At 73.1% G+C, this 24,573-nt stretch carries 22 protein-coding genes and 1 pseudogene; 15 read left to right on the top strand and 8 right to left on the bottom strand.

Annotated elements, in window-relative coordinates:
• Positions 1-97: 97 nt before the first annotated feature.
• The gene (locus ACFZBD_RS22470; protein ID WP_391142232.1) at positions 98-3,472 is read right to left on the bottom strand and encodes a pyruvate carboxylase; all 3,375 of its coding nucleotides are present in this window, start codon (positions 3,470-3,472) and stop codon (positions 98-100) included.
• A gap of 375 nt (positions 3,473-3,847) precedes the next feature.
• On the opposite strand from ACFZBD_RS22470, the gene ACFZBD_RS22475 reads away from it, so the two are divergent.
• Together ACFZBD_RS22475 and ACFZBD_RS22480 are read left to right on the top strand one after the other, a co-directional pair.
• A complete protein-coding gene (locus ACFZBD_RS22475) occupies positions 3,848-5,059 on the top strand; it encodes a 4-hydroxybenzoate 3-monooxygenase (protein ID WP_391142103.1) in 1,212 nt (403 codons plus the stop codon).
• 143 nt (positions 5,060-5,202) lie between these two features.
• Positions 5,203-6,945, top strand: a complete 1,743-nt coding sequence (locus ACFZBD_RS22480; protein ID WP_391142105.1) for a methyltransferase — start codon at positions 5,203-5,205, stop codon at positions 6,943-6,945.
• Between the two features lie 19 nt (positions 6,946-6,964).
• Here ACFZBD_RS22480 and ACFZBD_RS22485 read toward each other — a convergent pair whose 3' ends face one another.
• The 4 genes from ACFZBD_RS22485 to ACFZBD_RS22500 form a co-directional block, all read right to left on the bottom strand.
• Entirely contained in the window at positions 6,965-7,633 is a 669-nt protein-coding gene (locus ACFZBD_RS22485; RefSeq protein WP_391142106.1) for a pyridoxamine 5'-phosphate oxidase family protein, read from the bottom strand.
• Between the two features lie 7 nt (positions 7,634-7,640).
• Positions 7,641-8,249: an HPP family protein gene (locus tag ACFZBD_RS22490; RefSeq protein ID WP_391142109.1), complete on the bottom strand. Its 609-nt coding sequence runs from the start codon at positions 8,247-8,249 to the stop codon at positions 7,641-7,643.
• Between the two features lie 169 nt (positions 8,250-8,418).
• Positions 8,419-9,780, bottom strand: a complete 1,362-nt coding sequence (locus ACFZBD_RS22495) for a hypothetical protein (RefSeq protein ID WP_391142111.1) — start codon at positions 9,778-9,780, stop codon at positions 8,419-8,421.
• A 296-nt stretch (positions 9,781-10,076) separates the two neighbouring features.
• The gene (locus ACFZBD_RS22500) at positions 10,077-10,709 is read right to left on the bottom strand and encodes an ABATE domain-containing protein (protein WP_391142113.1); all 633 of its coding nucleotides are present in this window, start codon (positions 10,707-10,709) and stop codon (positions 10,077-10,079) included.
• Positions 10,710-10,986: 277 nt separating this feature from the next.
• On the opposite strand from ACFZBD_RS22500, the pseudogene ACFZBD_RS22505 reads away from it, so the two are divergent.
• The 7 genes and pseudogenes from ACFZBD_RS22505 to ACFZBD_RS22535 form a co-directional block, all read left to right on the top strand.
• Positions 10,987-11,172: pseudogene (locus ACFZBD_RS22505) on the top strand (LysR family transcriptional regulator); the annotation flags it as partial.
• A 15-nt stretch (positions 11,173-11,187) separates the two neighbouring features.
• A complete protein-coding gene (locus ACFZBD_RS22510; protein WP_391142235.1) occupies positions 11,188-11,964 on the top strand; it encodes a LysR substrate-binding domain-containing protein in 777 nt (258 codons plus the stop codon).
• Positions 11,965-12,333: 369 nt separating this feature from the next.
• Positions 12,334-12,762 (top strand): cupin domain-containing protein, encoded by a 429-nt coding sequence (locus ACFZBD_RS22515; RefSeq protein WP_391142115.1) that lies wholly within the window; start codon positions 12,334-12,336, stop codon positions 12,760-12,762.
• A 93-nt stretch (positions 12,763-12,855) separates the two neighbouring features.
• A complete protein-coding gene (locus ACFZBD_RS22520) occupies positions 12,856-13,329 on the top strand; it encodes a cobalamin-dependent protein (protein ID WP_391142117.1) in 474 nt (157 codons plus the stop codon).
• Positions 13,326-14,741 (top strand): methylaspartate mutase, encoded by a 1,416-nt coding sequence (locus ACFZBD_RS22525; RefSeq protein ID WP_391142120.1) that lies wholly within the window; start codon positions 13,326-13,328, stop codon positions 14,739-14,741. Before ACFZBD_RS22520 ends, ACFZBD_RS22525 begins: the two co-directional genes overlap by 4 nt.
• Positions 14,742-14,904: 163 nt before the next feature.
• Positions 14,905-16,938: an FAD/NAD(P)-binding protein gene (locus ACFZBD_RS22530; RefSeq protein ID WP_391142121.1), complete on the top strand. Its 2,034-nt coding sequence runs from the start codon at positions 14,905-14,907 to the stop codon at positions 16,936-16,938.
• A complete protein-coding gene (locus ACFZBD_RS22535) occupies positions 16,935-18,689 on the top strand; it encodes an AMP-binding protein (protein WP_391142124.1) in 1,755 nt (584 codons plus the stop codon). The genes ACFZBD_RS22530 and ACFZBD_RS22535 overlap by 4 nt, the downstream gene beginning before the upstream one ends.
• A 171-nt stretch (positions 18,690-18,860) precedes the next feature.
• Here the strand turns inward: ACFZBD_RS22535 and ACFZBD_RS22540 are convergent, their stop codons facing one another.
• A complete protein-coding gene (locus ACFZBD_RS22540; RefSeq protein WP_391142126.1) occupies positions 18,861-19,436 on the bottom strand; it encodes a CGNR zinc finger domain-containing protein in 576 nt (191 codons plus the stop codon).
• A 165-nt stretch (positions 19,437-19,601) separates the two neighbouring features.
• On the opposite strand from ACFZBD_RS22540, the gene ACFZBD_RS22545 reads away from it, so the two are divergent.
• From ACFZBD_RS22545 to ACFZBD_RS22560, 4 genes are all read left to right on the top strand, one after another.
• Entirely contained in the window at positions 19,602-20,066 is a 465-nt protein-coding gene (locus ACFZBD_RS22545; RefSeq protein WP_391142128.1) for a VOC family protein, read from the top strand.
• A gap of 116 nt (positions 20,067-20,182) precedes the next feature.
• Positions 20,183-21,112 carry a pyridoxamine 5'-phosphate oxidase family protein gene (locus ACFZBD_RS22550; protein ID WP_391142131.1) on the top strand — a complete coding sequence of 310 codons (930 nt, stop codon included), beginning with the start codon at positions 20,183-20,185 and terminating at the stop codon, positions 21,110-21,112.
• A 2-nt stretch (positions 21,113-21,114) separates the two neighbouring features.
• Positions 21,115-21,303 carry a ferredoxin gene (locus ACFZBD_RS22555; protein ID WP_391142238.1) on the top strand — a complete coding sequence of 63 codons (189 nt, stop codon included), beginning with the start codon at positions 21,115-21,117 and terminating at the stop codon, positions 21,301-21,303.
• 2 nt (positions 21,304-21,305) lie between these two features.
• On the top strand, positions 21,306-22,526 hold the full coding sequence (locus ACFZBD_RS22560) for an FAD-dependent oxidoreductase (protein WP_391142134.1): 1,221 nt from the start codon (positions 21,306-21,308) through the stop codon (positions 22,524-22,526).
• 242 nt (positions 22,527-22,768) lie between these two features.
• Here the strand turns inward: ACFZBD_RS22560 and ACFZBD_RS22565 are convergent, their stop codons facing one another.
• Together ACFZBD_RS22565 and ACFZBD_RS22570 are read right to left on the bottom strand one after the other, a co-directional pair.
• Positions 22,769-23,299 (bottom strand): SMI1/KNR4 family protein, encoded by a 531-nt coding sequence (locus tag ACFZBD_RS22565; protein ID WP_391142137.1) that lies wholly within the window; start codon positions 23,297-23,299, stop codon positions 22,769-22,771.
• Between the two features lie 161 nt (positions 23,300-23,460).
• On the bottom strand, positions 23,461-23,658 hold the full coding sequence (locus ACFZBD_RS22570) for a hypothetical protein (RefSeq protein ID WP_391142140.1): 198 nt from the start codon (positions 23,656-23,658) through the stop codon (positions 23,461-23,463).
• Positions 23,659-23,859: 201 nt separating this feature from the next.
• On the opposite strand from ACFZBD_RS22570, the gene ACFZBD_RS22575 reads away from it, so the two are divergent.
• Both ACFZBD_RS22575 and ACFZBD_RS22580 read left to right on the top strand, forming a co-directional pair.
• The gene (locus ACFZBD_RS22575; protein ID WP_391142142.1) at positions 23,860-24,066 is read left to right on the top strand and encodes an SDR family oxidoreductase; all 207 of its coding nucleotides are present in this window, start codon (positions 23,860-23,862) and stop codon (positions 24,064-24,066) included.
• Between the two features lie 30 nt (positions 24,067-24,096).
• On the top strand, positions 24,097-24,534 hold the full coding sequence (locus tag ACFZBD_RS22580) for an NUDIX domain-containing protein (protein WP_391142145.1): 438 nt from the start codon (positions 24,097-24,099) through the stop codon (positions 24,532-24,534).
• Positions 24,535-24,573: the final 39 nt, after the last annotated feature.

A 24,573-nucleotide genomic window follows, 5' to 3' on the forward strand; every position in this document is an offset into this window, starting at 1 on the left:
TGGACAAGGCTTCCGAGCCCGGCCCCCTGCGCCGCTCTCGCACCCCGGATCGAGGAGAGGCGACGGCGGCCGCCTCCCGGCGACCGCCCCACCCCCCTCACCCGATCACGACGAGCAGGTCACCGCCTTCCACCTGCTGGATCCGGCTGATGGCCAGGCGGGACACCCGGCCGTTCTTCGGGGCGGTGATCGAGGCCTCCATCTTCATCGCCTCGATGGTCGCCACCGTCGCCCCCGCCTCGACCTCGTCGCCCTCCGCGACCGCCAGCGTCACCACGCCCGCGAACGGCGCCGCGACATGGCCCGGGTCCGACCGGTCGGCCTTCTCGGTCACCGGGAGGTCGGCGGCCGCCGCCTCGTCGCGGACCTGGATCGGGCGGAGTTGGCCGTTCAGGGTCGACAGGACGGTCCGCATGCCGCGTTCGTCGGCCTCGCCGATCGCCTCCAGTTCGATGAGCAGCCGCACCCCGGGCCCGAAGTCGACGGTGTACTCCTTCCCGGGGCGCAGCCCGTAGAAGAAGTCCTTGCTGTCGAGCACGCTCGTGTCGCCGTACGCCTGCCGGTGTGCCTCGAACGCCTTCGTCGGGCCCGGGAACAGCAGCCGGTTCAGCGTCCCGCGCCGGTCCTCCGCCAGGCCCGCGCGGTCCTCCGCGGTCAGCTCCCGCATCGGCTTGGGGCCGGCGCGGCCCTCCAGCGCCTTGCTGCGGAACGGCTCCGGCCAGCCGCCCGGAGGCGTGCCCAGCTCGCCGTGGAGGAAGCCGACGACCGAGTCGGGGATGTCGAAGCGGTTCGGCGCCGCCTCGAACTCCGCGGGCGCCACCCCGGAGCCCACCAGATGCAGCGCGAGGTCGCCCACCACCTTCGACGACGGCGTGACCTTCACCAGCCGGCCCAGCATCCGGTCCGCGGCGGCGTACGTCGACTCGACGTCCTCGAAACGGTCGCCGAGGCCGAGCGCGACGGCCTGGGTGCGCAGGTTGGAGAGCTGCCCGCCGGGGATCTCGTGGTGGTAGACGCGCCCGGTCGGCGAGTCCAGGCCCGCCTCGAAGGGGGCGTAGACCTTGCGGACGCTCTCCCAGTACGGCTCCAGGTCGCCGACCGCCTGGAGGTCGAGACCGGTGGGCCGGTCGGAGTGGTCGGTCGCGGCGACGATCGCCGACAGCGACGGCTGGGAGGTCGTCCCCGCCATAGAGGCCACCGCGCCGTCCACCGCGTCCGCCCCCGCCTGGATCGCCGCGAGGTACGTGGCGAGCTGGCCGCCCGCGGTGTCGTGCGTGTGCAGGTGCACCGGCAGGTCGAACTCGCGGCGCAGCGCGGAGACCAGGGTGGCCGCCGCGGGCGCGCGCAGCAGGCCCGCCATGTCCTTGACCGCCAGCACGTGCGCCCCCGCGGCGACGATCCGCTCGGCCAGCCGCAGGTAGTAGTCCAGCGTGTACAGCTTCTCCGCCGGGTCGGAGAGGTCGGCGGTGTAGCAGAGCGCGACCTCGGCCACCGCCGTCCCCGTCGCCCGTACGGCGTCGATGGCGGGGCGCATCTGGTCGACGTCGTTGAGCGCGTCGAAGATCCGGAAGATGTCGATGCCGGTGGCGGCCGCCTCCTCCACGAACGCGTCGGTCACCTCGGTCGGGTAGGGGGTGTATCCCACGGTGTTGCGGCCCCGCAGCAGCATCTGCAGGCAGATGTTCGGCACGGCCTCGCGCAGGGCGGCGAGCCGCTCCCACGGGTCCTCCGCGAGGAAGCGCAGCGCGACGTCGTAGGTGGCGCCGCCCCAGCACTCCAGGGACAGCAGCTGCGGCAGGGTGTGCGCCACCGTGGGGGCGACGGCCAGCAGGTCCTTGGTCCGGACCCGGGTGGCGAGGAGCGACTGGTGGGCGTCGCGGAAGGTGGTGTCGGTGACCCCGATCGTCGACGAGGCGCGCAGGCTCCGCGCGAAGCCCTCCGGGCCGAGCGCGAGGAGCCGCTGCCGGGAGCCGGCGGCCGGCTCGCCCGCGGGCAGCGCCGGCAGCTTGCCGGCCGGGGAGATCAGCTCCGGCCGCGGGCCGTGCGGCTTGTTCACGGTGACGTCGGCGAGATAGGTGAGCAGCTTCGTGCCGCGGTCGGCGGAGTGGCGCGCGGTGAGCAGATGCGGCCGCTCCTCGATGAAGGCCGTGGTGACGTTCCCCGCCTGGAAGTCCGGGTCGTCCAGCACGGCCTGCAGGAAGGGGATGTTCGTGGACACGCCCCGGATGCGGAACTCGGCGACCGCGCGCCGCGCCCGGTCGACGGCGGTCCCGAAGTCCCGGCCCCGGCAGGTCAGTTTGACCAGCATCGAGTCGAAGTGGGCGCTGACCTCCGTACCGGCGTGGGTCGTGCCGCCGTCGAGGCGGATGCCGGAGCCGCCGGGGGAGCGGTACGCGCTGATCATGCCGGTGTCCGGGCGGAAGCCGTTGGCCGGGTCCTCGGTGGTGATCCGGCACTGCAGGGCGGCGCCGCGCGGGACGACGGACTCCTGCGTCAGGCCGAGGTCGGCGAGGGTCTCGCCGGCGGCGATGCGCAGCTGCGACCGCACCAGGTCGATGTCGGTGACCTCCTCGGTCACCGTGTGCTCGACCTGGATGCGCGGATTCATCTCGATGAAGACGTGGTTGCCTTCGCGGTCGAGGAGGAACTCCACGGTGCCGGCGTTGCGGTAGCCGATCCGGCGGGCGAACTTCACGGCGTCGTCGCAGATGCGCTGCCGCACCTCCGGGTCGAGGTTCGGGGCGGGCGCCAGTTCGATGACCTTCTGGTGGCGCCGCTGCAGCGAGCAGTCGCGCTCGTACAGGTGGATGACGTTGCCCTCGCCGTCGGCGAGGATCTGCACCTCGATGTGGCGCGGGTCGACCACGGCCTTCTCCAGGAAGACCGTCGCGTCGCCGAAGGCGGACTCGGCCTCGCGGGCCGCCGCCTCGATGGACTCGCGCAGCGTCGCCGGGTCCTCGACCCGCCGCATGCCGCGGCCGCCGCCGCCCGCGACGGCCTTCACGAACACCGGGAAGCCGATGCCGTCGGCGGCGGCCACCAGCTCGTCCACGTCCGTGGAGGGCGCCGAGGAACCGAGCACGGGGACGCCCGCCTCCCGGGCGGCGGCCACGGCCCGCGCCTTGTTCCCGGTCAGCTCCAGGGTCTGCACGCCGGGGCCGACGAACGTGATGCCCGCCTCCTCGCAGGCGCGTGCCAGCTCCGGGTTCTCGGACAGGAATCCGTACCCCGGATAGACGGCGTCGGCGCCGGCCTGCCGGGCCGCCCGGACGATCTCCTCCACGGAGAGGTAGGCCCGGACCGGATGCCCGGGCTCGCCGATCTCGTAGGCCTCGTCGGCCTTCAGCCGGTGCAGGGAGTTGCGGTCCTCATGGGGGAAGACGGCGACCGTGCGCGCCCCCAGTTCGTAGCCTGCGCGGAAGGCGCGAATCGCGATCTCGCCGCGATTGGCCACCAGTACCTTGCGGAACATCATGATCCCTTCACCGTGCCGGTGACGAGCAGCGGGTCGCCGACGCCTCTGCGCGTACGAGGTGCCCGGGGGCGGCCCCGTACGCGTCGAGTCCGGCTCGTTTCGGCCACGCTAAGGGCTGCGTCGTGGCGTACTGAAGGTCCCACGACAGTGACATGGATCATCGCGACCCGGCCGTCTGCGCGGGCGTAAAGAGGGCAGAAGCGGCCTGCCGGCCGGAGAGGGGCCCCGGGGCGGCCCCCGCCTGCGCGGACGGCCCGGTCGCCGAGCACGGTGCCGGTGCTCCGATGACGGAAGAATCCTTTTCGCGTCATGTGGTGCGTTCGGGTGACATCTGTGTGTCGCCCCATTTCTCCATGCCTAAGATCCACCGTTGTGACAGAGAGTCAATACGCCGGGATTCCCCAGGACTCGGCCGATGTGGTGATCCTGGGGGCCGGCCCGGCGGGCCTGGTCCTCGGCAATCTCTTACTCCGCGCCGGCATCGACTGCGTCGTGCTGGAACGCGCCGCCCGCGACCACGTCCGAAACCGGGCCCGGGCCGGCTTCCTCGCCGCGAACACCGTACGGATCCTGGAACGCCACGGCCTGGACGGGGGCCTGCGCCGCCACGGGCAGGAGCACGGCGTCTGCGAGTTCCGCACCGAGGAGGGCCGCTTCCGCCTGGACTACCGGCAGCTCGGCCGGGGCGAGCCGCACACCGTGTATCCGCAGCACGAGCTGGTCGCCGACCTGCTGGACCGGTTCGTCGACGCCGGGGGACGGATCCGCTTCGACACCGAGGCGGTCGCCGTGGCCGACGCCGACGGTCCCACGCCCGCCGTGACCGTACGGGAGCGGGACGGGCGCCCCGGACGGTGGCGGGGACGGTACGTCGCCGCCTGCGACGGCCGCCACGGCGCGGGTCGGCGCGCGCTCCCGCCCGGGGCGGTCCACCGCCACCACCGCGACCACGGCGTCTCCTGGCTCGGCCTGCTCGCCGAGGCGCCGCCGAGCCTGGACGCCGTCGGCTACGCCACCCACCCGCGCGGATTCGCCGGGCACATGGCCCGCTCCGCCGAGATCACCCGCTACTACCTCCAGTGCGCGCGCGGGACGCGGGACGACGCCTGGGGCGACGACCGCGTCTGGGACGAACTCGACCTGCGTATGCGCGCGCACGCGTACGGACCCCTGCGGCGCGGGCGGATCGTCCAGCGGGCCGTCGTCGACCTCGCGTCCGACGTGCTCGAACCGCTGCGCCACGGCTCGCTGTTCCTGGTGGGCGACGCCGCCGCCCTGATCAGCCCGTCCGCCGCGAAGGGCGCGAACCTGGCGGTGCTGGAGGCGGAGATCCTGGCCCGGGCGCTGACGGCGGCCCTCGCGCACGGCGACCCCGAGCCCCTCGACGCGTACTCGGAGCGGTGCCTGGCCCACATCTGGCGGGCGCAGGAGTTCTCCCACTGGATGATCCGCCTCCTGCACGACGCCCCCGGGCCCGACGGTGGCTCCCTCTTCCAGGAGCGGTTGCGCCACTCCCGTATCGCCTCGCTGCGCACCTCACGCGCCCACCAGGACTGGTTCGCCGAGAACTACGTCGGCGTCTGACCGGCCCCCTCTTCCCCCCGGCCCTCTTTCCTCCGCGGCCCTCGCGCGTCCTCCTCCGCCGCGTCTTCGTCCCCGTACCGGGCCCGGCCCGGACTTCCTCCTTCACCCACGGACAGGGAATGCACTCCGAACATCGCTTCACCATGCCCGCATCCACGACGACGACGACGGCGCACACGCACGCGGACGAGGATGCGGAGCGGCTGCGCGCGACGGCCGGATTCGTCCGGGAGCAGGGCACCTCCGACCTGCTCTCCCGTGTCCTGCCCGGCCTCGACGGCCCCGAACTGCGGGCGCTGACGGACCGGTGCCGCTTCGCCCACGCCGCCGTGCTCGTGTTCCCGCCCGACGAGCCCGCGCTCCGGGCCGGCCTGGCGGCCTGCGGACTCTCCGCCGAGGCCCCGGCGCGGCCCAGTGTCGTCGTACGCGAACGCCTCGCCGCCCGCCACCGGCGCAGCCCCGAGGATCTTGACGTAAGGATTCTCCGTCCGGTGGTCCACGGCCCCGCCGGGGAGCACCGGACGGTCGAGGTGTTCGCCCTGACGGTGCCGGCCGGCTCGGGCCTGTCCGCGATCGTCGAGGAGGAACGCCGCCTGGACCACGAGGCACACCTCGCCTTCGACGTCGAGCGGCCCGACCCCCTGGTGCTGCGCGGGCTGTTGGCGAGCTTCGCGCGCCACGGCGCGGCCGCCGACGGAGGCGGCTACAACCCGCACGAGAACGGCACGGTCTTCTACTTCACCGCCCCGGACGGTACGAAGACGCCGTACCGGCGCGTCGAGCTGTACGCGGGCGGGGACCACCGGGACGTCCTGGCCGAGCACCTCGGCCGTCCGCTCGTCCCGGCGGACCGCCCGCGCCGGCCCGGCGCGCCGCGGCCGGCGGAAGCGCTGCTGTGGCTGCTGACCGGCGCCTGGACCACCCAGGCCCTGGCGGCGTGCGCGCGGCTCCGGCTGCCGGAGGCCATGCACCGCCACCCCGGCGCCTCCACCGCGGAGCTGGCCCGGTCCGTCGGCGCCGACCCCGACAGCCTGGCGACCCTGCTGCGGTACCTCGCCATGCTGGGCGTGGTCGTCGAAGGCCCCGACGGCTTCCGCCTCACCGATGTCGGCGCCCTCCTGGACGCGGACGCCCCGGGCTCGATGCGGCCCCTGGCGCTGATGTACGGCGGCCCCTTCTACGAGTCCTTCGCGCACCTGACCCACACCGTGCGCAGCGGAGAGCCCGGCTTCGAGCACCTCCACGGCGAGAACCACTTCGACCACTTCGCCCGCGACCCCGAACTCGCGGCCCTGTTCGACCGGTCCATGGCGTCCAGCGCCGCCATGTTCGACCCCCTCCCCGCGCACCCGGTCCTCACCGCCGCCGCCACCGCCCCCGGCCGCCCCCGCACCGTCGTCGACATCGCCGGCGGTACCGGAGAACTCCTCGGCCGGGTCCTCACCGCCCACCCCACCCTGCGCGGCATCCTTCTCGAACGTCCGCACGTCCTCGACGCGGCGCGCGCCCGGCTGGCCGCCACCGACGCCGGCGGGCGGTGCTCCTACCGGGCGGGCGACTTCGCGGACGTCCCGAAGGGCGGCGACGTCTACCTCCTCTCCCGCGTCCTGCACGACTGGGACGACGACCGCTGCCGGAGCATCCTGCGCCACTGCGCCGACGCCATGCCCCCGCACGCCGACCTCCTCGTCGTCGAACGGCTCCTGCCGGCCGACGCCACCCCCTCGCTCGCCACCGCCTGGGACCTCCACATGATGTGCAACACCGGAGGCCGCGAGCGGACGGCCGAGCACTACGCCCGGCTGCTCGCCGCCGAGGGCCTCGACCTCCTCGGCCACAGCCCGCTGGCGCTGGGCGCCCACGTCCTGCACGCCCGCAGGACCTGACGCGTCCACCCGGCCCCGCTCATTCGGGCGGGGCCGGGTGGGGGATGCCGTGATCGGTGAGGAGCCGGCGGAGGGCCTCGTTGTCGCGCTGGAGCTCCTGGAGGTGGGCGCGCAGGGGCTGCAGGGCCTCGTGCAGTTCGGCGGTGGTGTAGCGGGGGGTGATGTGCTGCGGGCAGTTCCAGTCGAAGGCCTCGATGGTGATGAGGACGAGGCGTTCGACGATGGGCGGGTGGGGGTGCGTGGGGGTGGCCGGGCGGCTGAGGCGCCGGGTGAGCTCGGGGTGGGCCGCGGGGGAGGCGATGGCGGCGTGGCCGAGGATCTTGAGGCGGGTCCGGTTCGGGTAGTCCGTGAGGATCAGGGCCACGCGGGGGTTGTCGTCGAGGTTGCCGTTGGTGATGTATTGGCGGTTTCCGCGGTAGTCGGCGTACGCCAGCGTCCGGGCGTCCACGGGGTGGAGGAAGCCGGGGGGCCCGCCGCGGTGCTGGACGTAGGGCCAGTCGCCGGTGTTGACGGAGGCGATGTAGAAGCTGTCGCGCTCGGCGATGAAGTGCTCTTCGTCCGGGCCCAGCCGGTCGGGCTCGGGCCCCTCGGCCCGGGCCATGCGCTGGTAGCCGCGGGCGCTTCCGGCGGCGGTCTGGTGGTGCTGGACGGCGGGGGTGAAGAGGAGTTGGGCGTACCGGCTGGTCATGGGGTGGTCACCACCAGTAGAGGGGATAGCGGGGGGTGGTGCGTTCGAGGGCGGAGCGGACGAGTCCGATGGCGGTGATGATCACCGTGGCGAAGGCGAGGAGCACGAGGAAGAGCCACGTGGGGGGCTGGGTGACCACGACGATGACGGCCGTGGCGGCGGCGGGGGAGTGGGGCGTACGAGCGGCCATCATGGCGCCGAGCGCGAGTCCGCCGGCGAGGGCGGCGGCCCAGGTGGAGGAGCCGGCCACGGCGAGGGTGGCGAAACCGGTCAGGGCGGAGACGAGCTGCCCGCCGATCACGCTGCGGGGCTGGGAGAGGGGGAGCGCCGGGGCGCCGAAGACGAGGGCGGCGCTGGCGGCGAGCGGGGGGACGAGCATGGGCTGGTCGATGAGGGTGCCGGCCAGGACGACCGCGGTCAGGGCGACGGCGGCGGCCACGGTGGAGACGAGGATCGTCCGAGGGGCCGGGCGGGCCGGCGCCTTGCTGGCGAAGCGGCCGCCCGCGGGTGCCGTCGCCGGCCCGGGTGCCGGTGTCGCGGGCGCGGGAGTGGGGGCCGCCGCGGCGGGTGGATCGGGGGTCGTCGCGGGGGCCGCGTGGGCGGCGGTGTCGGACATGGGACCTGCTCCTGTCGATCGGAGGGGCGGCGGAGGCGGGGTGGTGCGGAGGGTGCCGGGGTACGGCGGCGGTGCCGGAGTACGGCGGCGGTGCCGGGGTACGGCGGTGTGCCGGGGCCGCCTGTCGGGCAAGGCGGCTCCGGCACACCGTGGAACGGGGTGGTGCGGGTCAGAAGCGAGCGGTGGCCTTGGAGGCGACCTGGTAGCCGAGGGTCAGCGCGGCGGCGTTGTCCCACTCGAAGTGCACGCCGATGTACTTCCGGCTGTCGGCCTTCTCCTTCGCGGCGGCGGAGAAGGACGGGAACGAGCGGGTGACGCCCTGGGCGAAGGGGTCGTCCGTGCCGGCGCTGAAGGCGAGGTCGTCACGGCCGAAGTGGTTCTTCAGCGCGCCCGCCCACGCCGCGGCTATGCCGGAGTGGCCGGAGACGTAGGTGGGGAAGTTGGGGCTGAAGCTGTTGCCCGCGAGGTCGCTCTCCAGCGGCTGCCAGGCCGGGTCGGCCGTGAGGTCCGGGTTCGGGACCTGGTCGGCGAAGTTGATGGCGTGCTGGGGCCGCCACAGGTCCCAGTCGGTGTCGAACTTGGAGTCCCAGATCGCGATGGCGGCGTCGGCGAGGGAGACCGACAGCTTCGCGAACAGCTTGGCGGAGTCGAAGGAGCCGCCGTAGGGGCGGTACTTCTTGTAGATAGCGATCGTGTGGTCGTACTGCTGGCCGACGGGCTTGTAGGTGCCGTCGACGTCGTTGGCCCAGTAGTGCGCGATCTGGGTCTGGTCGGCGGTGCGGACGGTGGAATTCTTCCCGCCGACGGCCTTGACCTCGTTGACCTGGGCGGCGTACTCCGGGCTCTTGAGCATCTGCTCCGGCGTGGTGAACCCGGCCGGCTTGGCCGGACGCAGCTGCGATCCGCTGGTGAGCGCGAACGGCTTGACCTTGCCCCAGTTGGGGGCGCCGACGGGCTTGTTCGGGGCGGGGATCCAGTGGCCGGGGCCGGTGGTGACGACGTACGGCGTGGTGTTGACCGAGCCGTCGTTGGTGCGGTGCGCGATGATCGCGTTGGCGGTCTTGACACCGAGCTGGCTGCCCAGCTGACGCTCGGCGGCGGTGCCCCGGTCGGGCAGGGCGCGGGCGGTGTTGAACGCCTGGGTGAAGTCCACGGTGGGGAAGGAGCTCTTCAGCGCGGTGTAGGCGGCGTGGTCGACCGCCGAGTCGACCGCTCCGTACCGGCCCGCGGCGGAGGCGTCCTTGGTGAGGTACGGCTTGCCGACCGTGCTGATGGAGTTGACCGCGTCGTAGATGGCGATGTTCATGATCGCGCCACCGCGGGTGAGCGGACCCGGCGTGCCGCCGACCTTGCGGAAGGCGTCGAGGATGGCGTTGTTCCAGTACAGGACGCGGTCGGGGGTCGCACGCGCGCCCGTGTCCGTGTCCAAGGAGGCCGCGCCAGCCGGGGTGGTGGAGACGGCGGCGGCGAGCACGAGGCCGGCGATGGCGGCCTTGGCGAGACGGCGGCGGCTCGGACGTGTGGAGAGCATCAAGGGTCCTTGTCTGTCTGACGGCGGGTCATCACCACCGACGCGGTGGCCCCGGGTGTGCGGGTCCTGGCGTTCCCGGGCGCCCTTGAGCGGGGCCTGATCCCGGGTGGTGGGGGGCGGTTCCGGCGGCTCGGCGGCCTTCCGGTCCGGTGGTGACGACGTTAGAGCCGCGCGACGGCCCTTCCTGATCACGTCTCAGATGGCTGATATACCGGAATCCGATACCAGCACGTCAGCCGCTCATAACGGCTCGTTCGGCAAGGGCCGTTAGAGACGAGGGTGGGGTGAGGGCCGGGTCAGGGGCGGTCGGACGGGGCGGGGCCGCGGTGGTGACGGCTGTAGTGGCGCGCGGCGCGGGCGCGGTTGCCGCAGCCGGGCGAGCACCATGCGCGCCGGGGCGGAGTGCGTTCGAAGTACAGGACGCAGCCCGGGGCGAGGCAGGGCTTGACCTCGAGGTGGGGGGAGGTCATCAGGCGGACGACCTCGTGGGCGAGTTCGGCCTGGCATTCCAAGAGCGGACCGCCCCCGCCCGTGAGGACGGACTGGGGCCGGCAGCCGGGCTCCCATATCAGGACCGGCCACGAACGCCCGAGCCCACCGGCCCGGTTGAGCTGGGCGACGTCCCGCGGGTCGGGTGCCTGCCCGAGGACCTGGGCCTCGATCAGACTCCGTGCGGCGTCGCGCAGCTGCTGGAAACACGCCACGTCCGAGGGGGCGATCCGCGCCAGGTCCCCCTCGCTCGGCGCGGTCGCGAACCGCTCGCGACACGCCCATAGCCACCAGGCGAGTTCGCGGGTTCCGGCCAGCCCGTCACGCAGGCAACCGCGCACCGCGTAATGGGTGTTGATGAACTCCAGGGCCAGGGGTTCGCCCAGCAAGGGCGGGCCTTCGGCGGGTGAGTGGGGTGCGAGCGGAGGGTGGGGGGACATCCAGGTTCCTTCGACGTCGTTGATGCGGGGACGACTTGCCGAGCGACGCGACGGCATGTCAGGATCCCATGACTAACGGGGGTATCCGCAGCGATGCGTTAGGGCAACGCTTAGCGGCAGGGTACGGCGTGCTGGTGCTCGGGGGCGAGCGGTAAGAGAACCGGCACGGCCCGGAGGAGCGTTCTCGCAGAACAGTCAGACGAACTGCGCCCGTTGCGGTCGACCGGACCGCGCGCGGCGCATTCCGACGCAAGATCTCTCACTCTTGGGGACAGCAATGGTATTGGATCTCGCCTTTCACCACCTGCGAACATTCAGAGAAGTCGCCCAGCAGGGCAACGTCTCGAAAGCGGCTCGCAACCTTGGATATGCCCAATCCAGCGTCACGAGTCACATCAAGGCCCTCGAAACGAAACTCGGTTATCCACTGTTCAGAAGACTTCCGCACGGTGTCCGGCTCACTCCGCACGGTGAGATCGTGAAAGAATACACCGAACGCATTTTCCAGACCGTGAACGAGCTGTCCGGGGCGCTGCACCCCGGAGCCGAGGCCGAAGGCCGGGTGCCGCTGGGCGCCGACGCGCTCCTCATGGAGCAGCGGGTCGGCCACCTCATCCGCGAGACCCGCTACCGCTATCCCAAGGTGCAGGTCTCCCCGCGCGCCACCAGCTTCCTGAACGTCGCCGAGGCGGTCCTGCGCGGTGAACTGCCGCTCGCCCTGGTGGCCCTGGACGAGGGGGCCCCGGCCCTGCCGGCGGAGCTGACCGCGGAGAAGCTTCCGCCGTTGCCGCTGGTCCCCGTCGGTTCGCCGTCCCTGGCGGCCGCCGACGACCTCGCCCACGCCCTGCGCAGCGTCCGCGTCCTGACCATCAACGCCGAGTGCACCTGCCACCGGCCCCTCCTGGCCGCCCTGCGCGACCGCTACGGCATCGACGCGCCCGTCATCGAGGCCGGTTCGGTCGGGGGAGTGCGCGAACTGGCCCGCTCCGGCTACGGCGTGGCGATGCTCCCGCCCGAACCCTCCCTGGCCGCCCAGCACCTCGCGGTCATCCCGACCCTCCCCTCCTGCGAACTGGACGTACGGGTCCTCTACGCCCAGCCCGAGCACCTGAGCCAGGCCGCCCGCTCGGTCCTGGAGCTCCTGCGCCGCCTGCCCTTACCCGCCGCCGGCACCGACCGCATGGCCGCCGTCACGTCGTTGACGGTCCTCAACCAGCAGACGGACAACCGGCCCTTGCACCAGATCGCCTCCTAGGGCGTCCGGGCCGCCGGCCCCGCCAGGCCGCCGGCCGCGTCGTACCACCGGCCGGGTCGTACCACCGCCCGCCGCCTCGCCGTCCACGCCGCGAAGCCGTACGCCGCGACACCGCGAAGCCGTACGCCGCGACACCGGGAAAACAACCGGGAAAACAACCGGGAAACACCTGCGGCACGGCCCCGGAAATCGCTTCAGTCGATTTCTCCCAGGGGTCGTGCCCTTTGTGCTGTCCGGGTCTCGGACGGTAAGTCCGGTCAGAGATCCATCTGTTACCCCGATATCTCCTATCGAAAACATTCGAATCGCACGGATGTTTCTCTCATAGCCTTTTCGAGCGGCCGGATTTCAGCCGCATCGGAGGAGAGCATGAGGGAGATCATGGAAAACGTCCTCTACGTCCAGAACGTGTTCCGCAGCGGGTTCGACCTGAACGAGCTGGAATGGACCACCTGGAGCGAGCCGGGCCGAGTCAGCGTGGAGCACGCCGTTCTGTGGGCCCCCGACCAGGAGAAGAAGGAAGACTCCGTCGGCCTGCTGCTGCGCTTCCCGCCCGGCGCCCACGGCGACTTCCACGAGCACCTCGGCTACGAGCTGATGCTCGTACTTGACGGAGTACTCGACCACAGCGACGGACCTTCCTATGTCAAGGGCGACCTGATCGTCGAAGGCCCGGGCACCGAGCACCAGATGTCCAGCCGCACCGGCTGCACCGTCCTGGCCATCCGCACCCGGCCGGCCGAGGCCCGGACGCCGGGCAAGGAGATCCGCCCCGTCGGCGTGACCGCCGCCGTGTGACCGGAAGGGACGGGGCCGCGTACTCCACGCCCTGGCCGTCCGGCCCCGTCTCCTTCCTCTCCCGACCGCCCACGCCACCGGAAAGAACCCCAGATGTCTGTGCCCGCACCCCTCCCGACGACCGCTCCGGCCCGCTCCGGCTCGCGCGTCCTGGTCTCCAGCGTCTCCTCCGACTCCCACACCTGGAACCTGGTCTTCCTCCAGTTGCTCCTGGAAGACCTCGGCCACCAGGTCACCAACATCGGCGCGTGTGTGCCCGACGAGCTGCTGATCGCCGAATGCCGCCGGCTGCGGCCGGACATGGTCGTGGTCTCCAGCGTCAACGGCCACGGGGCGCTGGACGGCAGCCGGCTCATCCGCCGCCTGCGCGAGCAGCCCGACCTCACCGACCTGAAGGTCGTCATCGGAGGCAAGCTCGGCATCCGCGGCGGCGAGGGCGAGTCCCACAGCGCCGCCCTGATGGAGGCGGGGTTCGACGCCGTCTTCGAGGACGCCGCGGGCATCGCCCCCTTCCGCCACTACCTCGCCGGAGCCGCCGCCCCGCTCGAAGCGGCTGGTGCGCGGTGAACGCGCGGCCCACCGGCTCGGCTCGGCCCGACGGCCCGTCCCGGCCGGACGGTTCCGTCCGGTCCGACGACTCCCGGCTCCCGGCCGGCGCGTCACCGTCGTCCGGTCCGCAGCGGTCCGCCGCGTCGTCGCGGCTCGGCGCGTTCGCCTCCGCCGTCACGCGGGCCCGCGGCGAAGGGGTCCTGGTGGTCCAGCCCCGGATGGGCATGGCCACCGTCGAGGAGATGGGCCGGGGCCTGGCCGCGGTGAAGAAGGCCCGCGCCCGGGTCGTGGGCACCATCACCCTGGACAGCTACACCCGGGTCGGGGACCACGAGTCGGCCCGCCGCGCCCTCGCCGGCGGCCGCGACCTCAACGGCTATCCGATCGTCGCCCACGGCTCTGCCGTGACCCGCCGCCTGGTCGACGCCGTCGCCCCGGCCGGGGACGGCTTCGCCGTCCAGATCCGCCACGGTTCGGCCCGGCCGTACGACATCATCCAGGCGCTGCTGGACGCCGGCCTGGACGCCACCGAGGGCGGCCCCGTCTCCTACTGCCTGCCCTACAGCCGTACGCCGCTGGCCGAGTCGGTCGACAACTGGGCCCGCAGCTGCGACCTGCTGGCCTCCCGCCCCGGCACCCATCTGGAGAGCTTCGGCGGGTGCATGCTCGGTCAGCTCTGCCCGCCGAGCCTGCTGGTGGCCCTGTCCGTCCTGGAGGGCATCTTCTTCCGGCAGCGCGGTCTGGGCAGCGTCTCCCTGAGCTACGCCCAGCAGACCAGCCGCGCCCAGGACATCGAGGCCCTCCACGCGCTGCGCACCCTGGCCGCGGAACACCTCGGCGGCATCGACTGGCACGTCGTCCTCTACAGCTACATGGGCGTCTTCCCGCGGACCGTCGAAGGGGCCCTGGAGCTGCTGCGCGACAGCGCCCGGCTGGCCGCGGCCACCGGCACCGAGCGGATGATCGTCAAGACACCCGCCGAGGCGCACCGCATCCCCACGATCGCCGACAACATCACCGCGCTGGAGGAAGCCGCCCGCGCCGCAGCCCACGCGCCGCCCGCGGACGCCCCGGACGGCGAGTTCGGCGTCCTCGCCGAAGCCCGCGCCCTGGTGGAGGCCGTCCTGGAGCTCCATCCCGACGTCGGCCAGGGATTCGTCCGCGCCTTCGAGCGCGGCGTCCTGGACGTCCCCTACTGCCTGCACGCCGACAACGCCCAGCGCGCCCGCAGCTTCATCGACGCCCGGGGCAGCCTGCAGTGGCTGCGGGCCGGGTCCATGCCCGTGACCGCCGTCAGCGGCGGCGCCCACACCGGTGTCCGCGCGGAGGACCTGCTGAGGATGCTCGGCCACGTCCAGGACTCCTACGACCAGGCCGCGCTGACCGGCGCCGTCCCGGCCGTCCCGGCGCTCGACTCCCGTACCGCCTGAACCTCTCCCCTGAACTCTCTGCCGCAGGGCCGGGGCCGTACCGCCCGCACGGTCCCGCCGCACGCCCGCACGCCCGCACGCCCGTACGCCCGTACCGCCCGTGACTTCCGCCGTACGCCCGGCATGCCCGGCCCGCCCGAACCAGCGACCTCAAGGACTGCCCGTGTTCTCCAGCCCCGCCCCCCTCGACATCGCCGTCATCGGCAGCGGCCCCCGCGGACTGTCCGTCCTCGAGCGCCTGGCCTGCCGCCTCGTCCAGGACCACCAGGAACACGGGGGCCGGCAGGACCATCCGGCCCCCTCGGCGCACGGGGTGGCCACGTCGCCCCGTGACGGCCTGGGCGGGCGGGGTCCTCGCCGCCCCGTGCGCATCCATCTCGTCGACAACGCCGAGATAGGCGCCGGACGGGTCTGGCGCACCGACCAGGATCCCTGGTTCACGATGAACACCGTCGTCAGCCAGATCACCATGTACTCCGGCGACGCCGACGACGGCCCCGCCCGCCCCGGCGCCGGCCCGTCCCTCGGCCAGTGGCTCGCGGCCACCGCCGCCGAGGGGGAGGTGCCCTGCGGACCCAACGACTACGCATCCCGGGCGCAGTACGGGAACTACCTCAAGGCCGTCTACCGCTCCATCGTCGCCGCGCTTCCGCCGGGCGTCGAACTCGTCGCCCGCAAGGCGACCGTGACGGCCGTGCGGCCGCGGCCCGACGGCGGCTTCCTGCTGGACCTGGACGACGCCGCCGGCCCGCTCGCGGTCGACCGCGTGGCGCTGACGACGGGCCACCCGCGGAACGCCGCGGACCCCTTCGACGCGGCCATGGAGCACTTCGCCGCCCGCCACGACGGCGTCCACTACCTCCGCGGGGACTCGGCCGCGGACATGCCGCTGGGGGAGGAGACCATCCCGGCGGGCAGCACGGTCGCCATCCGCGGCCTCGGCCTGTCCTTCTACGACGTGATGCTCTCGCTGACCGTGGGGCGGGGCGGGGTGTTCAAGGCGGCCGCCGACGGCACGTACGCGTACGTCCCCAGCGGCCGCGAGCCCCACATCGTCGCCGGGTCCCGCAGCGGGCTGCCGATCCCGGCCCGAGGCCGCAACCAGAAGCCGGCCGACCACAGCCACCGGCCGCGCTTCCTCACCTCGGCGGCGCTGACCGCGGCCCGCGCCGCGCGTGCGGCCACCACCGGCAGCGGGCAGCTCGACTTCGCCGAGGACGTCCTGCCGCTGCTGCTCGCCGAAGTGGCCTACGTCTACTACACCACCGCCCGGCGCACCCGTCCGGGCGCCGGCGCCGACACCGGGTTCGCCCGCGCGCTGGCCGACGCGCTGCACCACGGGCACGACCTGACCGCGCTGCTGCGGGAGGCGGGGCTGGGAGACCTGGAGCCGCTCGACCTCAAGCGCCTGGCCCGCCCCTTCGATGACGCCGCGTTCACCGACCCGGATCACTTCCGCGGCGTCCTGCTGGAGGTCATGCGCCGGGACCTGGACCAGGCCCGGCTCGGCAACGCGGACGGCCCCCTCAAGGCCGCCCTCGACGTACTGCGCGACATCCGCAACATCGTCCGGGAGGCGGTCGACTTCGGCGGCCTGCTGCCCGCCTCGCACACCGGCGACTTCGAGCGGGGGTTCCTGCCGATGAACGCCCTGCTGTCGGCCGGCCCGCCGCTGGAGAGGGTCGAGCAGCTCTACGCGCTGATCACCCAGGGCGTCGTCGAGGTCGCGGGCCCGGGCACCGTCTTCACCACCGACGAGGCCGCCGCCGCCTTCTCGGTGTCGTCCGCGCAGGTCGCCGGCTCGGTCCGGCGGGCCACGGTCCTCATCGACGCACGGATCCCCACCCCGGACCTCCAGCGCGACACCTCGCCGCTGACCCGGCAGCTCCTCGCGGACCGCCTGGTGCGTCCCTTCACCATCCACGGCCCCGACAGCGGGCACGAGACCGGCGGCCTGGACGTCACCCCGGCGCCGTACCACGTGCGCGACGCCGAAGGAGCGGCCCGGCCGGGCCTGTTCGCGCTCGGCATCCCCACCGAGCACACCCGCTGGTTCACGCAGGTCGGCTCCAGCCGTCCCGGCACCGGCCGCACCCTCTTCTACCGGGACGCCGACGCCCTCGCGCTCGCCCTCCTCGACCCGACCACCGACCAGCGGCCGCTCGCCGCCGCCGGCCAGGCCCGGAGCACCTCATGACCCTCTCCGCCCCCTCGCCCGCCACCCTGCCCGGGGCGCTCCCCGGCGCCGCGGACGCTGCCCCCCACGTGCGTCCTGCCGACTCGCCCGCCACCGCGGCCTTCCGGCACGCCCGTGACACGCTCCTGGCGCACCGCCTCGACCTGGACGCCGCCCGCGCCGCGTTCGCCTGGCCGGAACTGACCCGGTTCAACTGGGCTTTGGACTGGTTCGACGTCGTCGCCCGCGACAACGACCGACCCGCCCTGCACCTGATCGGCCCCGGCGGCCCGGCGGGCGACCGGATCCTCACCTACGCACAGCTCGCCGCCCGCTCCGACCAGGTCGCCAACTGGCTGCGCGGGAAGGGCGTACGCCGCGGCGAGGCGATCCTGCTGGCCCTGGCCAACCGGGAGGCGGTGTGGGAGGCGATGCTCGCGGCGATCAAACTCGGCGCCGTCGTCATTCCCACGTACACCACCGCCACCCCGGCCGAACTCGCCGACCGCATCACCCGCGGACGGGTCCGGCACGTCCTGGCCGAGGCCTCCGTCACCGACCGCTTCGGCCCGGTGGGCGGATGGACCGCGATCAGCGTCGGCGGAGCCGTCGACGGCTGGCTCGACTACGACGATTCCCGCGCGGCGCCCGCCGGGTTCACCCCCGACGGTCCGACCGACGCGGGCGCCCCGCTCTTCCGCTACTTCACCTCCGGCACCACCTCCGCGCCCAAGATGGTGGAGCACACCCACACCAGCTACCCCGTGGGCCACCTGTCGGGCATGTACTGGAACGGCGTCACCCCGGGGGACCTGCACCTCAACATCTCCCTGCCCGGGTGGGCCAAGCACGCCTGGAGCTCGTTCTTCGTGCCCTTCAACGCGGAGGCCACCGTCCTGGCCCTGCCGGCGGAGGACGCCACCCCGCCACGGATCCTGGACGTGCTGCGCACCCGCAGGCCCACCACCTTCTGCGCTCCGCCCACGGTGTGGCGGGGCCTGCTGGCGGCCGGTCTCGGCGAGGCGCCGCCCGGGCTGCGCGAGGCGGTCTCGGCCGGGGAGCCGCTGGACGCCGAGCTGATCGCGGCGGTGCGCGGGCGGTGGGGGATCGAACTGCGGGACGGATTCGGCCAGACCGAGACCACCGCGCAGATCGGGACCACCCCGGGCGCCCGGGCCGTCCCGGGCCGGATGGGCCGCCCGCTGCCCGGTTACGACGTCGTGCTGCTCGACCCCGAGACCGGCGCGGAGACCGCCGACGGCACGCCGGGCGAGCTGTGCCTCGGTCTCGACCCGCGTCCGGCCGGCGTGATGAGCGGCTACACCGGCGATCCCGAGCGCACCGCCCGCGCGTTCGCCGGCGGTCTGTACCGCACCGGCGACCTCGCGGTGCGTCACGCGGACGGCAGCCTGGCCTACCTCAGCCGGGCGGACGACATGTTCAAGTCGTTCGACCACCGCATCTCCCCGCTGGAGCTGGAGCAGGTCCTGCTGCGGCGGCCGGACGTCGCCGACGCCGCGGTGGTGCCGGTGCCCGACCCGGTGGGTATGTGGGTGCCCAAGGCCTTCGTGGTGCCGGCCGCGGGCGTCGAGGCCGGCCCGCGAACCGCCGCCCTCCTCTTCGAGGCGCTCGACGCCGAGCTGCCGCCGGAGAAACGGGTGCGCGTCCTGGAGTTCGCCGGCGCCCTGCCCCGTACCGCGTCCGGCAAGGTGCGCCGGGCCGCGCTCAAGGAGCAGGTGCCGGGGCGGGAGTTCGCCGCGCCCGTGGGGTGAGCGGGGCGGACAGAGGGGCGGGCACCGGCCCGGGAACGAGCCGGTGCCCGCCTTCGGTCTGCGGTGGGGCGCGCCTCGCATGCGGTGGGACGCCTCGCATGCGGTGGGCGCCCGCGCCTGTGGTGCCGTGCGCGGTGGGGCGGTCGACGGGCCGTCGACCGCCCCGTCCCGTCAGCCGTCGGTGGCCTGCTTGCGGCGGGAGTAGTGCCGGTGGGCCTTGGCGCGGTTACCGCATCCGACCATCGAGCACCAGCGGCGGCCGCCGTTCTTCGAGACGTCGTAGAAGTGCAGGACGCACTCGGGGTTGGCGCACTTGCGGATGCGCTCCGGGTTCTCGTCGAGGAGCTGGAGGTAGACCTCGGCAGCCGTCCAGGCGGCGAGCCAGCCGGGGGAGTCGGTCTCGACGACCGAGCGGGGGCCGTCCTCGTCCAGGAGGCGCCGGATTCGCCCGTGGCGGAGGGTCTCATTCAGGTCTTCGGCGGCGGCCTGTCCGCCGGCTCCGCTGTCCACCAGCGAGGCCAGCGCGGTGCGGGTGGCCAGCAGGGCGTGGAGGGTCTCCTCCGTGGCGGGGACCTGCTCGCCCAGGTCGGCGGAGTGCAGCCAGATGGCCAGGCCGTCGGGGTATCGCAGCAGGTCGTGCAGGGTTCCGTCGTCTATCCAGCGGGTGTTGAGCAGGTCGAGCGGCAGGGGCTCCCCGATCAGGGGGCGCGGGTCCGCGGCAGGTCCGCGGGCCGGGTTCGTACGCATGAGGCTGCCCTTTCGTGTCGTCGGTGCATCTGACCACATGGCCAGATTCTAACCACTGAAAAGCATTTCACCGGTTGACTCCGCTTCGATTCAACCACTAAAGTTCACATCAACGGTTAGCCGGGAACGGCCCGGCGCCGTCACCTATCGAGAGAAGGCCCTCCCATGACGCAGTCCATCGCCGACAAGCCCCTGCAGACCGGCCACGTCGGCCTGAACGTCACGAACCTGGAGAAGTCGCTCCCCTTCTACATCCGGGTCTTCGGCTTCGAGATCCTGGCCGAGGGCAAGGACGACAGCCAGCGCTGGGCCTTCCTGGCCCGCGACGGCCGGCTGATGCTCACCCTGTGGCAGCAGAGCCAGGAGTCCTTCTCCGGTGGGGCCGCCGGCCTGCACCACCTCTCCTTCCAGGTGGACTCCATCGAGGACGTCAAGGCGGCCGAGGCGGTCCTGCGCGAGCTGGGCGCCGACTTCGCCCACGACGGCGTCGTCTCCCACGGCGAGGGCGCCGGCTCCGGCGGCATCTTCTTCGCCGACCCCGACGGCATCCGCCTGGAGATCTACGCCCCCTCCGGCGCCGAGAGCGCCCCCGCCCCGACCGGTGCCGCGCCGACCTGCGGCTTCTTCTAGGAACAGGGACCGCGGGCTGCCACGCCCTGGCAGCCCGCCCCCCAACCCCCCTCTCAGGACCCCCCAGCGGGGATCCGCGACACCTCCCCGCGTCACCGCCTCGGAAGGAGCCGGACATGGGCGTCTACCACCACGGCGAACGCAGCGTGCAGGAGCGAGCGGGCCTGCTCGACCACGCCGGGTTCTCCTCCGGGGCCATCAAGAGCGAGATCCCCGACATCGCCGTCGACTTCCTCGCCCAGCAGCCGATGCTCGTCATCGGCGCCGCGGACGACCACGGCGCCCTGTGGGCCTCCCTGCTCACCGGCGCCCCGGGGTTCCTCACCGCCACCGGGCCGGCCTCCCTGACCGTCGACGCCGCCCCGCCGGCCGGTGACCCCCTGCACCCGGCGCTCACCCGCCCCGCCCGCCTCGGCATGATCGCCATCGAACCCGCCACCCGACGCCGCATGCGGATGAACGGCACGGCGAGCCCCCACGGCACCGGCCTGCACGTCGACCTCGACCAGGTGTACGCCAACTGCCCCAAGTACATCCAGAAACGCACGCCCACCACCGCGCCCACCGCCGACGCGCCCGACCCGACCCGCCGGCACGGCACCGAACTCACCCCCGGGCAGCTGGCCTTCGTGGCGCGGACCGACACCTTCTTCATCGCCACCGCCGACCGCGACGGCAACGCCGACGCCTCCCACCGCGGCGGCCACCCCGGCTTCCTCCAGGCCCTGAGCCCCACCCGCCTGCGCTGGCCCGACTACGTCGGCAACGCCATGTTCGGCACGCTCGGCAACCTCGAGGTCAACCCCCGGGCCGGCCTCCTGCTGCCCGACTGGTCCACCGGCACCCTCCTGCAGCTCACCGGCACCGCCACCGTCGACTGGGACCCCGGCCACGCCGCCGCCGTCCCCGGCGCCCAGCGCATCGTCGAATTCACCGTCGAACACGCCGTACAGAGCGACCACGCCTCCCCGCTGCGCTGGACCGCCCCCCAGTACTCGCGCTTCAACCCCCCGGCGCCCCAGCCCCTCGAAGGAGCCTCCGCATGACCCTGAAGATCACCGTCGACATGACCCTGTGCGAAAGCCACGGTCAGTGCGTCTTCGCCGCCCCCGAGGTGTTCTCCTTCGACGACGAGGACTACCTCCTCTACACGGCCGAACCCGGCGAAGCTCAGCGCGACGCCGTCGTCAAGGCCGCCGCCGCCTGCCCCGTCCGCGCCATCCGCCTCGAGGGATAGCCATGCCCGCCCACCCCGAGAAGATCGTCGTCGTCGGCGCCTCCCTCGCCGGCCTGCACGCCGTCCGAGCGCTGCGCGCCGCCGGCCACCACGGCCCCCTCACCCTCGTCGGCGCCGAGGAGCAGCCGCCCTACGACCGGCCGCCGCTGTCCAAGGACTTCCTCACCGGCCACACCACCGCCGAGGACCTCACCCTGGACGCCCCCGCCGAGCTGGGCGTCACCGAACGCTACGGCTCCCCGGCCGTCCACCTCGACACCGACGGCCGCGCGGTCCACCTCGCCGACGGCTCCACCGTCCCGTACGACGGAGTGGTCATCGCCACCGGCGCCGGCGCCCGCCCCTGGCCCGCCCCGACACCCACCGGCGTCCACACGCTGCGCACCCTCGCCGACGCCCGCGCCCTGAAGGACGACCTCGCGGCGACCCGCCGACGGCTCCTGATCGCCGGCGGGGGGTTCATCGGTTGCGAGGTCGCCTCGGTGGCCCGCGCGCTCGGCCACGAGGTCACCCTCGTCGCCCCCGAACCGCTGCCCCTGCAGGCCGCGATCGGCGCCGACGCGGCCGGCTTCCTCACCCGCCTCCACCACGACGCCGGCGTCGAGATCCTCACCCGCACCACCGTCACCGCCCTCCACGGCGAGCCCCGCGTCACCGGCGCCACCCTGGACGACTCCTGGCAACTGGCCGCCGACACCGCCCTCCTCGCGCTCGGCGCCGTCCCGCACACCGGCTGGCTGGAGGACTCCGGCCTCGCCCTCGACCACGGCCTTCTCGCCGACGCCCACACCCGCGTCCTAGGCGCCGACGGCCGCGCCCACTCCCGTATCGTCGCCGCCGGCGACGTCACCCGCTTCCCCCACCCCCACGCACCCGAGCCCCTCGCCCTCGGCCACTGGAGCCACGCCATCGAGCAGGCCCGGGCCGCCGCCCACACCCTGCTCCACCCGACCGCGCCCGCCACCTATCGGCCGGTCCCCTCCTTCTGGTCCACCCAGTACGGCGTCCGCTTCCGCGCGGTGGGACTTCCCCGCTACGCCGACCACCACGAGGTCCGCGAACTCGACCCGGCCGCCCGGCGCCTCGACATCGCCTACTACCGCCAGGGCCGCCTGATCGGAGCCCTCACCGCCAACCGCGCGGCCCGCATCACCGCCTACCAGGCGACCCTCACCGAAGACCTCACCACCCCACCCGCCCCCAGCACCCCGCGGGCGGCCTGACCGCAGACCGCACGGGGCGGGACGCCGCCGACGACACCGACGTGGCGGATGCCTGCGGCGCTCCGGCCTGCGGCTCCGTGGTGCGCACGCCTCCTCGGTCTGTGGCCCGCGGTCCGGCGCACGGCGAGCAGGTCCGCGGCCATGTCACCGGTGGCAGGTGCGCGTGAGTCCGGTGTAGGCCCGCATGAGGGGGCGGTCCCGGTGACCGTCGCCCGACCGGTTGTGCACGAGACGGTGCTGGTTCAGCGGCAGAGTTCCATGATGGCGTCGTCGAAGTCGGGGAACTCCTGGGCCGCCAGCTCGATCACGGCTGCCGCTGGCCGGCGCTGGTGTGGTGCGCATCCTTCGGCGATGGCTGCCAACTCCGGATTGGGGCGCGCCTTCCAGTCCGGCTCGTACGAGGTGGCGGCCTCCCAGGGGCCGAAGCCGTCGGCCAGGAGCCACAGGAAGTCACCCAGGTCGCGGGCGACGACTCCCGTCTCTCCCTCGGACCCAAGGAAGACAACGGGCTGCTCGGCCAGGAGCCGGCCGGGGCGGATGACCCAGAATGCCGCGTACCCGCCGGTGCCGTCCTGTCCGAACACGCGGAAGTCGCTGCCGTCCAGTTCGCTGTTCCCGGTCCATGCTTGGAACCACTCGGTGGTCTCGGCAGCGGACAGGAAAGCCGGGAACGGCTCGAAGTCGACCCCGGTCTTCCCGTCGGCGTAGTCGAATCGAACGGCCATGGCAGCGGCCAGCACGGCGGGGAACTGCCGGTCATCGGTGAGCGTCACAGGGACAGGCTAGCCAGGGGATCGGACATCGACGCTCTACGAGCCGGGTTGTTGGACGACTGCCGTCTGTCAGAGGTCGGGGGAGACTGGGCAGACCTGGTCGCGACAACGGGTAGCACAGGAGATGCTGCGCCACCCCTCATCGACCGTTCGGGCTGGGTTCAGCAGTCGTAACGGTGGGTGTAGGGGGTGCCCGGGCAGGTGTGGCACACGAAGAAGTACATGCCGCCGAGGTCGCCCAGGTCCATGTGGTGTCCGAACGTGTCGAGGACGGCGGGGTCCGCCTCGGCTCGCCAGGGCGGGATCGTGGTTTGGTCCTGGCTGGGGTTCCGCTCGTCCAAGGGGAGCCAACGGCCCATGCCCGCCTCAGTCGCGGTGACGCTGAGCAGGTCATCGCGTTCAGCTAGGACGGCCCGGAGGCCTGGTCAGTCGACCTGGGCCACGAACGGCTGACCGCCCCCAGGCCTGTGGGCAGCGCAAGCCTGGGGGCGGCGATCTCCAGGTGTCGTCGGCGCTGAGCGCGGGGCTCGCGGACGGTTCAGGGCGGAGTCAACACGGTCATGCCCGGAGCCATCCAGGTCGAGGCCGAGAACACCCTCCCCGCCCGGCACCGTGCGCGGCCCGAGGACCAGATCAAGCGGCAGTGCGTCCCGCGCCGTGGCCGGCCCGGGGACGTCGCCGGCCTGGTGGCGTTCCTCGTGGGCCCCTCCGCCTCGTTCACCACGGGGCAGTCCGTCCACGTCGACGGCGGCTGGCTGGTCCACTGAGACCGTCAACAAGCAAGGAGACGAACCGAAATGATCGAACGAGTCCGCGCCGTCCTCGTCACCGCCGACGACACGATGCTGGTCATCCGCCGCACCAGGCCCGGCATCCCCGAGTACTGGGTCCTGCCCGGCGGAGGTGTCGAGCCCAGCGACGAGTCCCGGGAGGCCGCCCTCAACCGGGAGATCCACGAGGAGATCGCGGGGAAGGCCGACATCGTCCGCCTCCTCCACACGATCGAGACCGACGACGAGCGCCAGCTCTTCTACCTCGCCCGCATCGCGACCTGGTCCTTCGACGACCGCACCGGCCCCGAGTTGAGTGCCGAAGGCCGGGGCGAGTACGCGCTGGAGGAGGTCCCGCTGACCCTGGAGGGGCTCGACGGCATCGACCTCAAGCCCGAGGAGATCGCCCAGGTGCTGAAGGGAGCCATCGGCGCCGGAAGCCTCGGAGTCGCGGCATCGCTCTGAGCTGGCCGCGTGCTCGAGGCCGGTGAACCGTTTGCGGCC

Source organism: Streptomyces sp. NPDC008121, from assembly GCF_042957155.1.
Classification (GTDB): domain Bacteria; phylum Actinomycetota; class Actinomycetes; order Streptomycetales; family Streptomycetaceae; genus Streptomyces.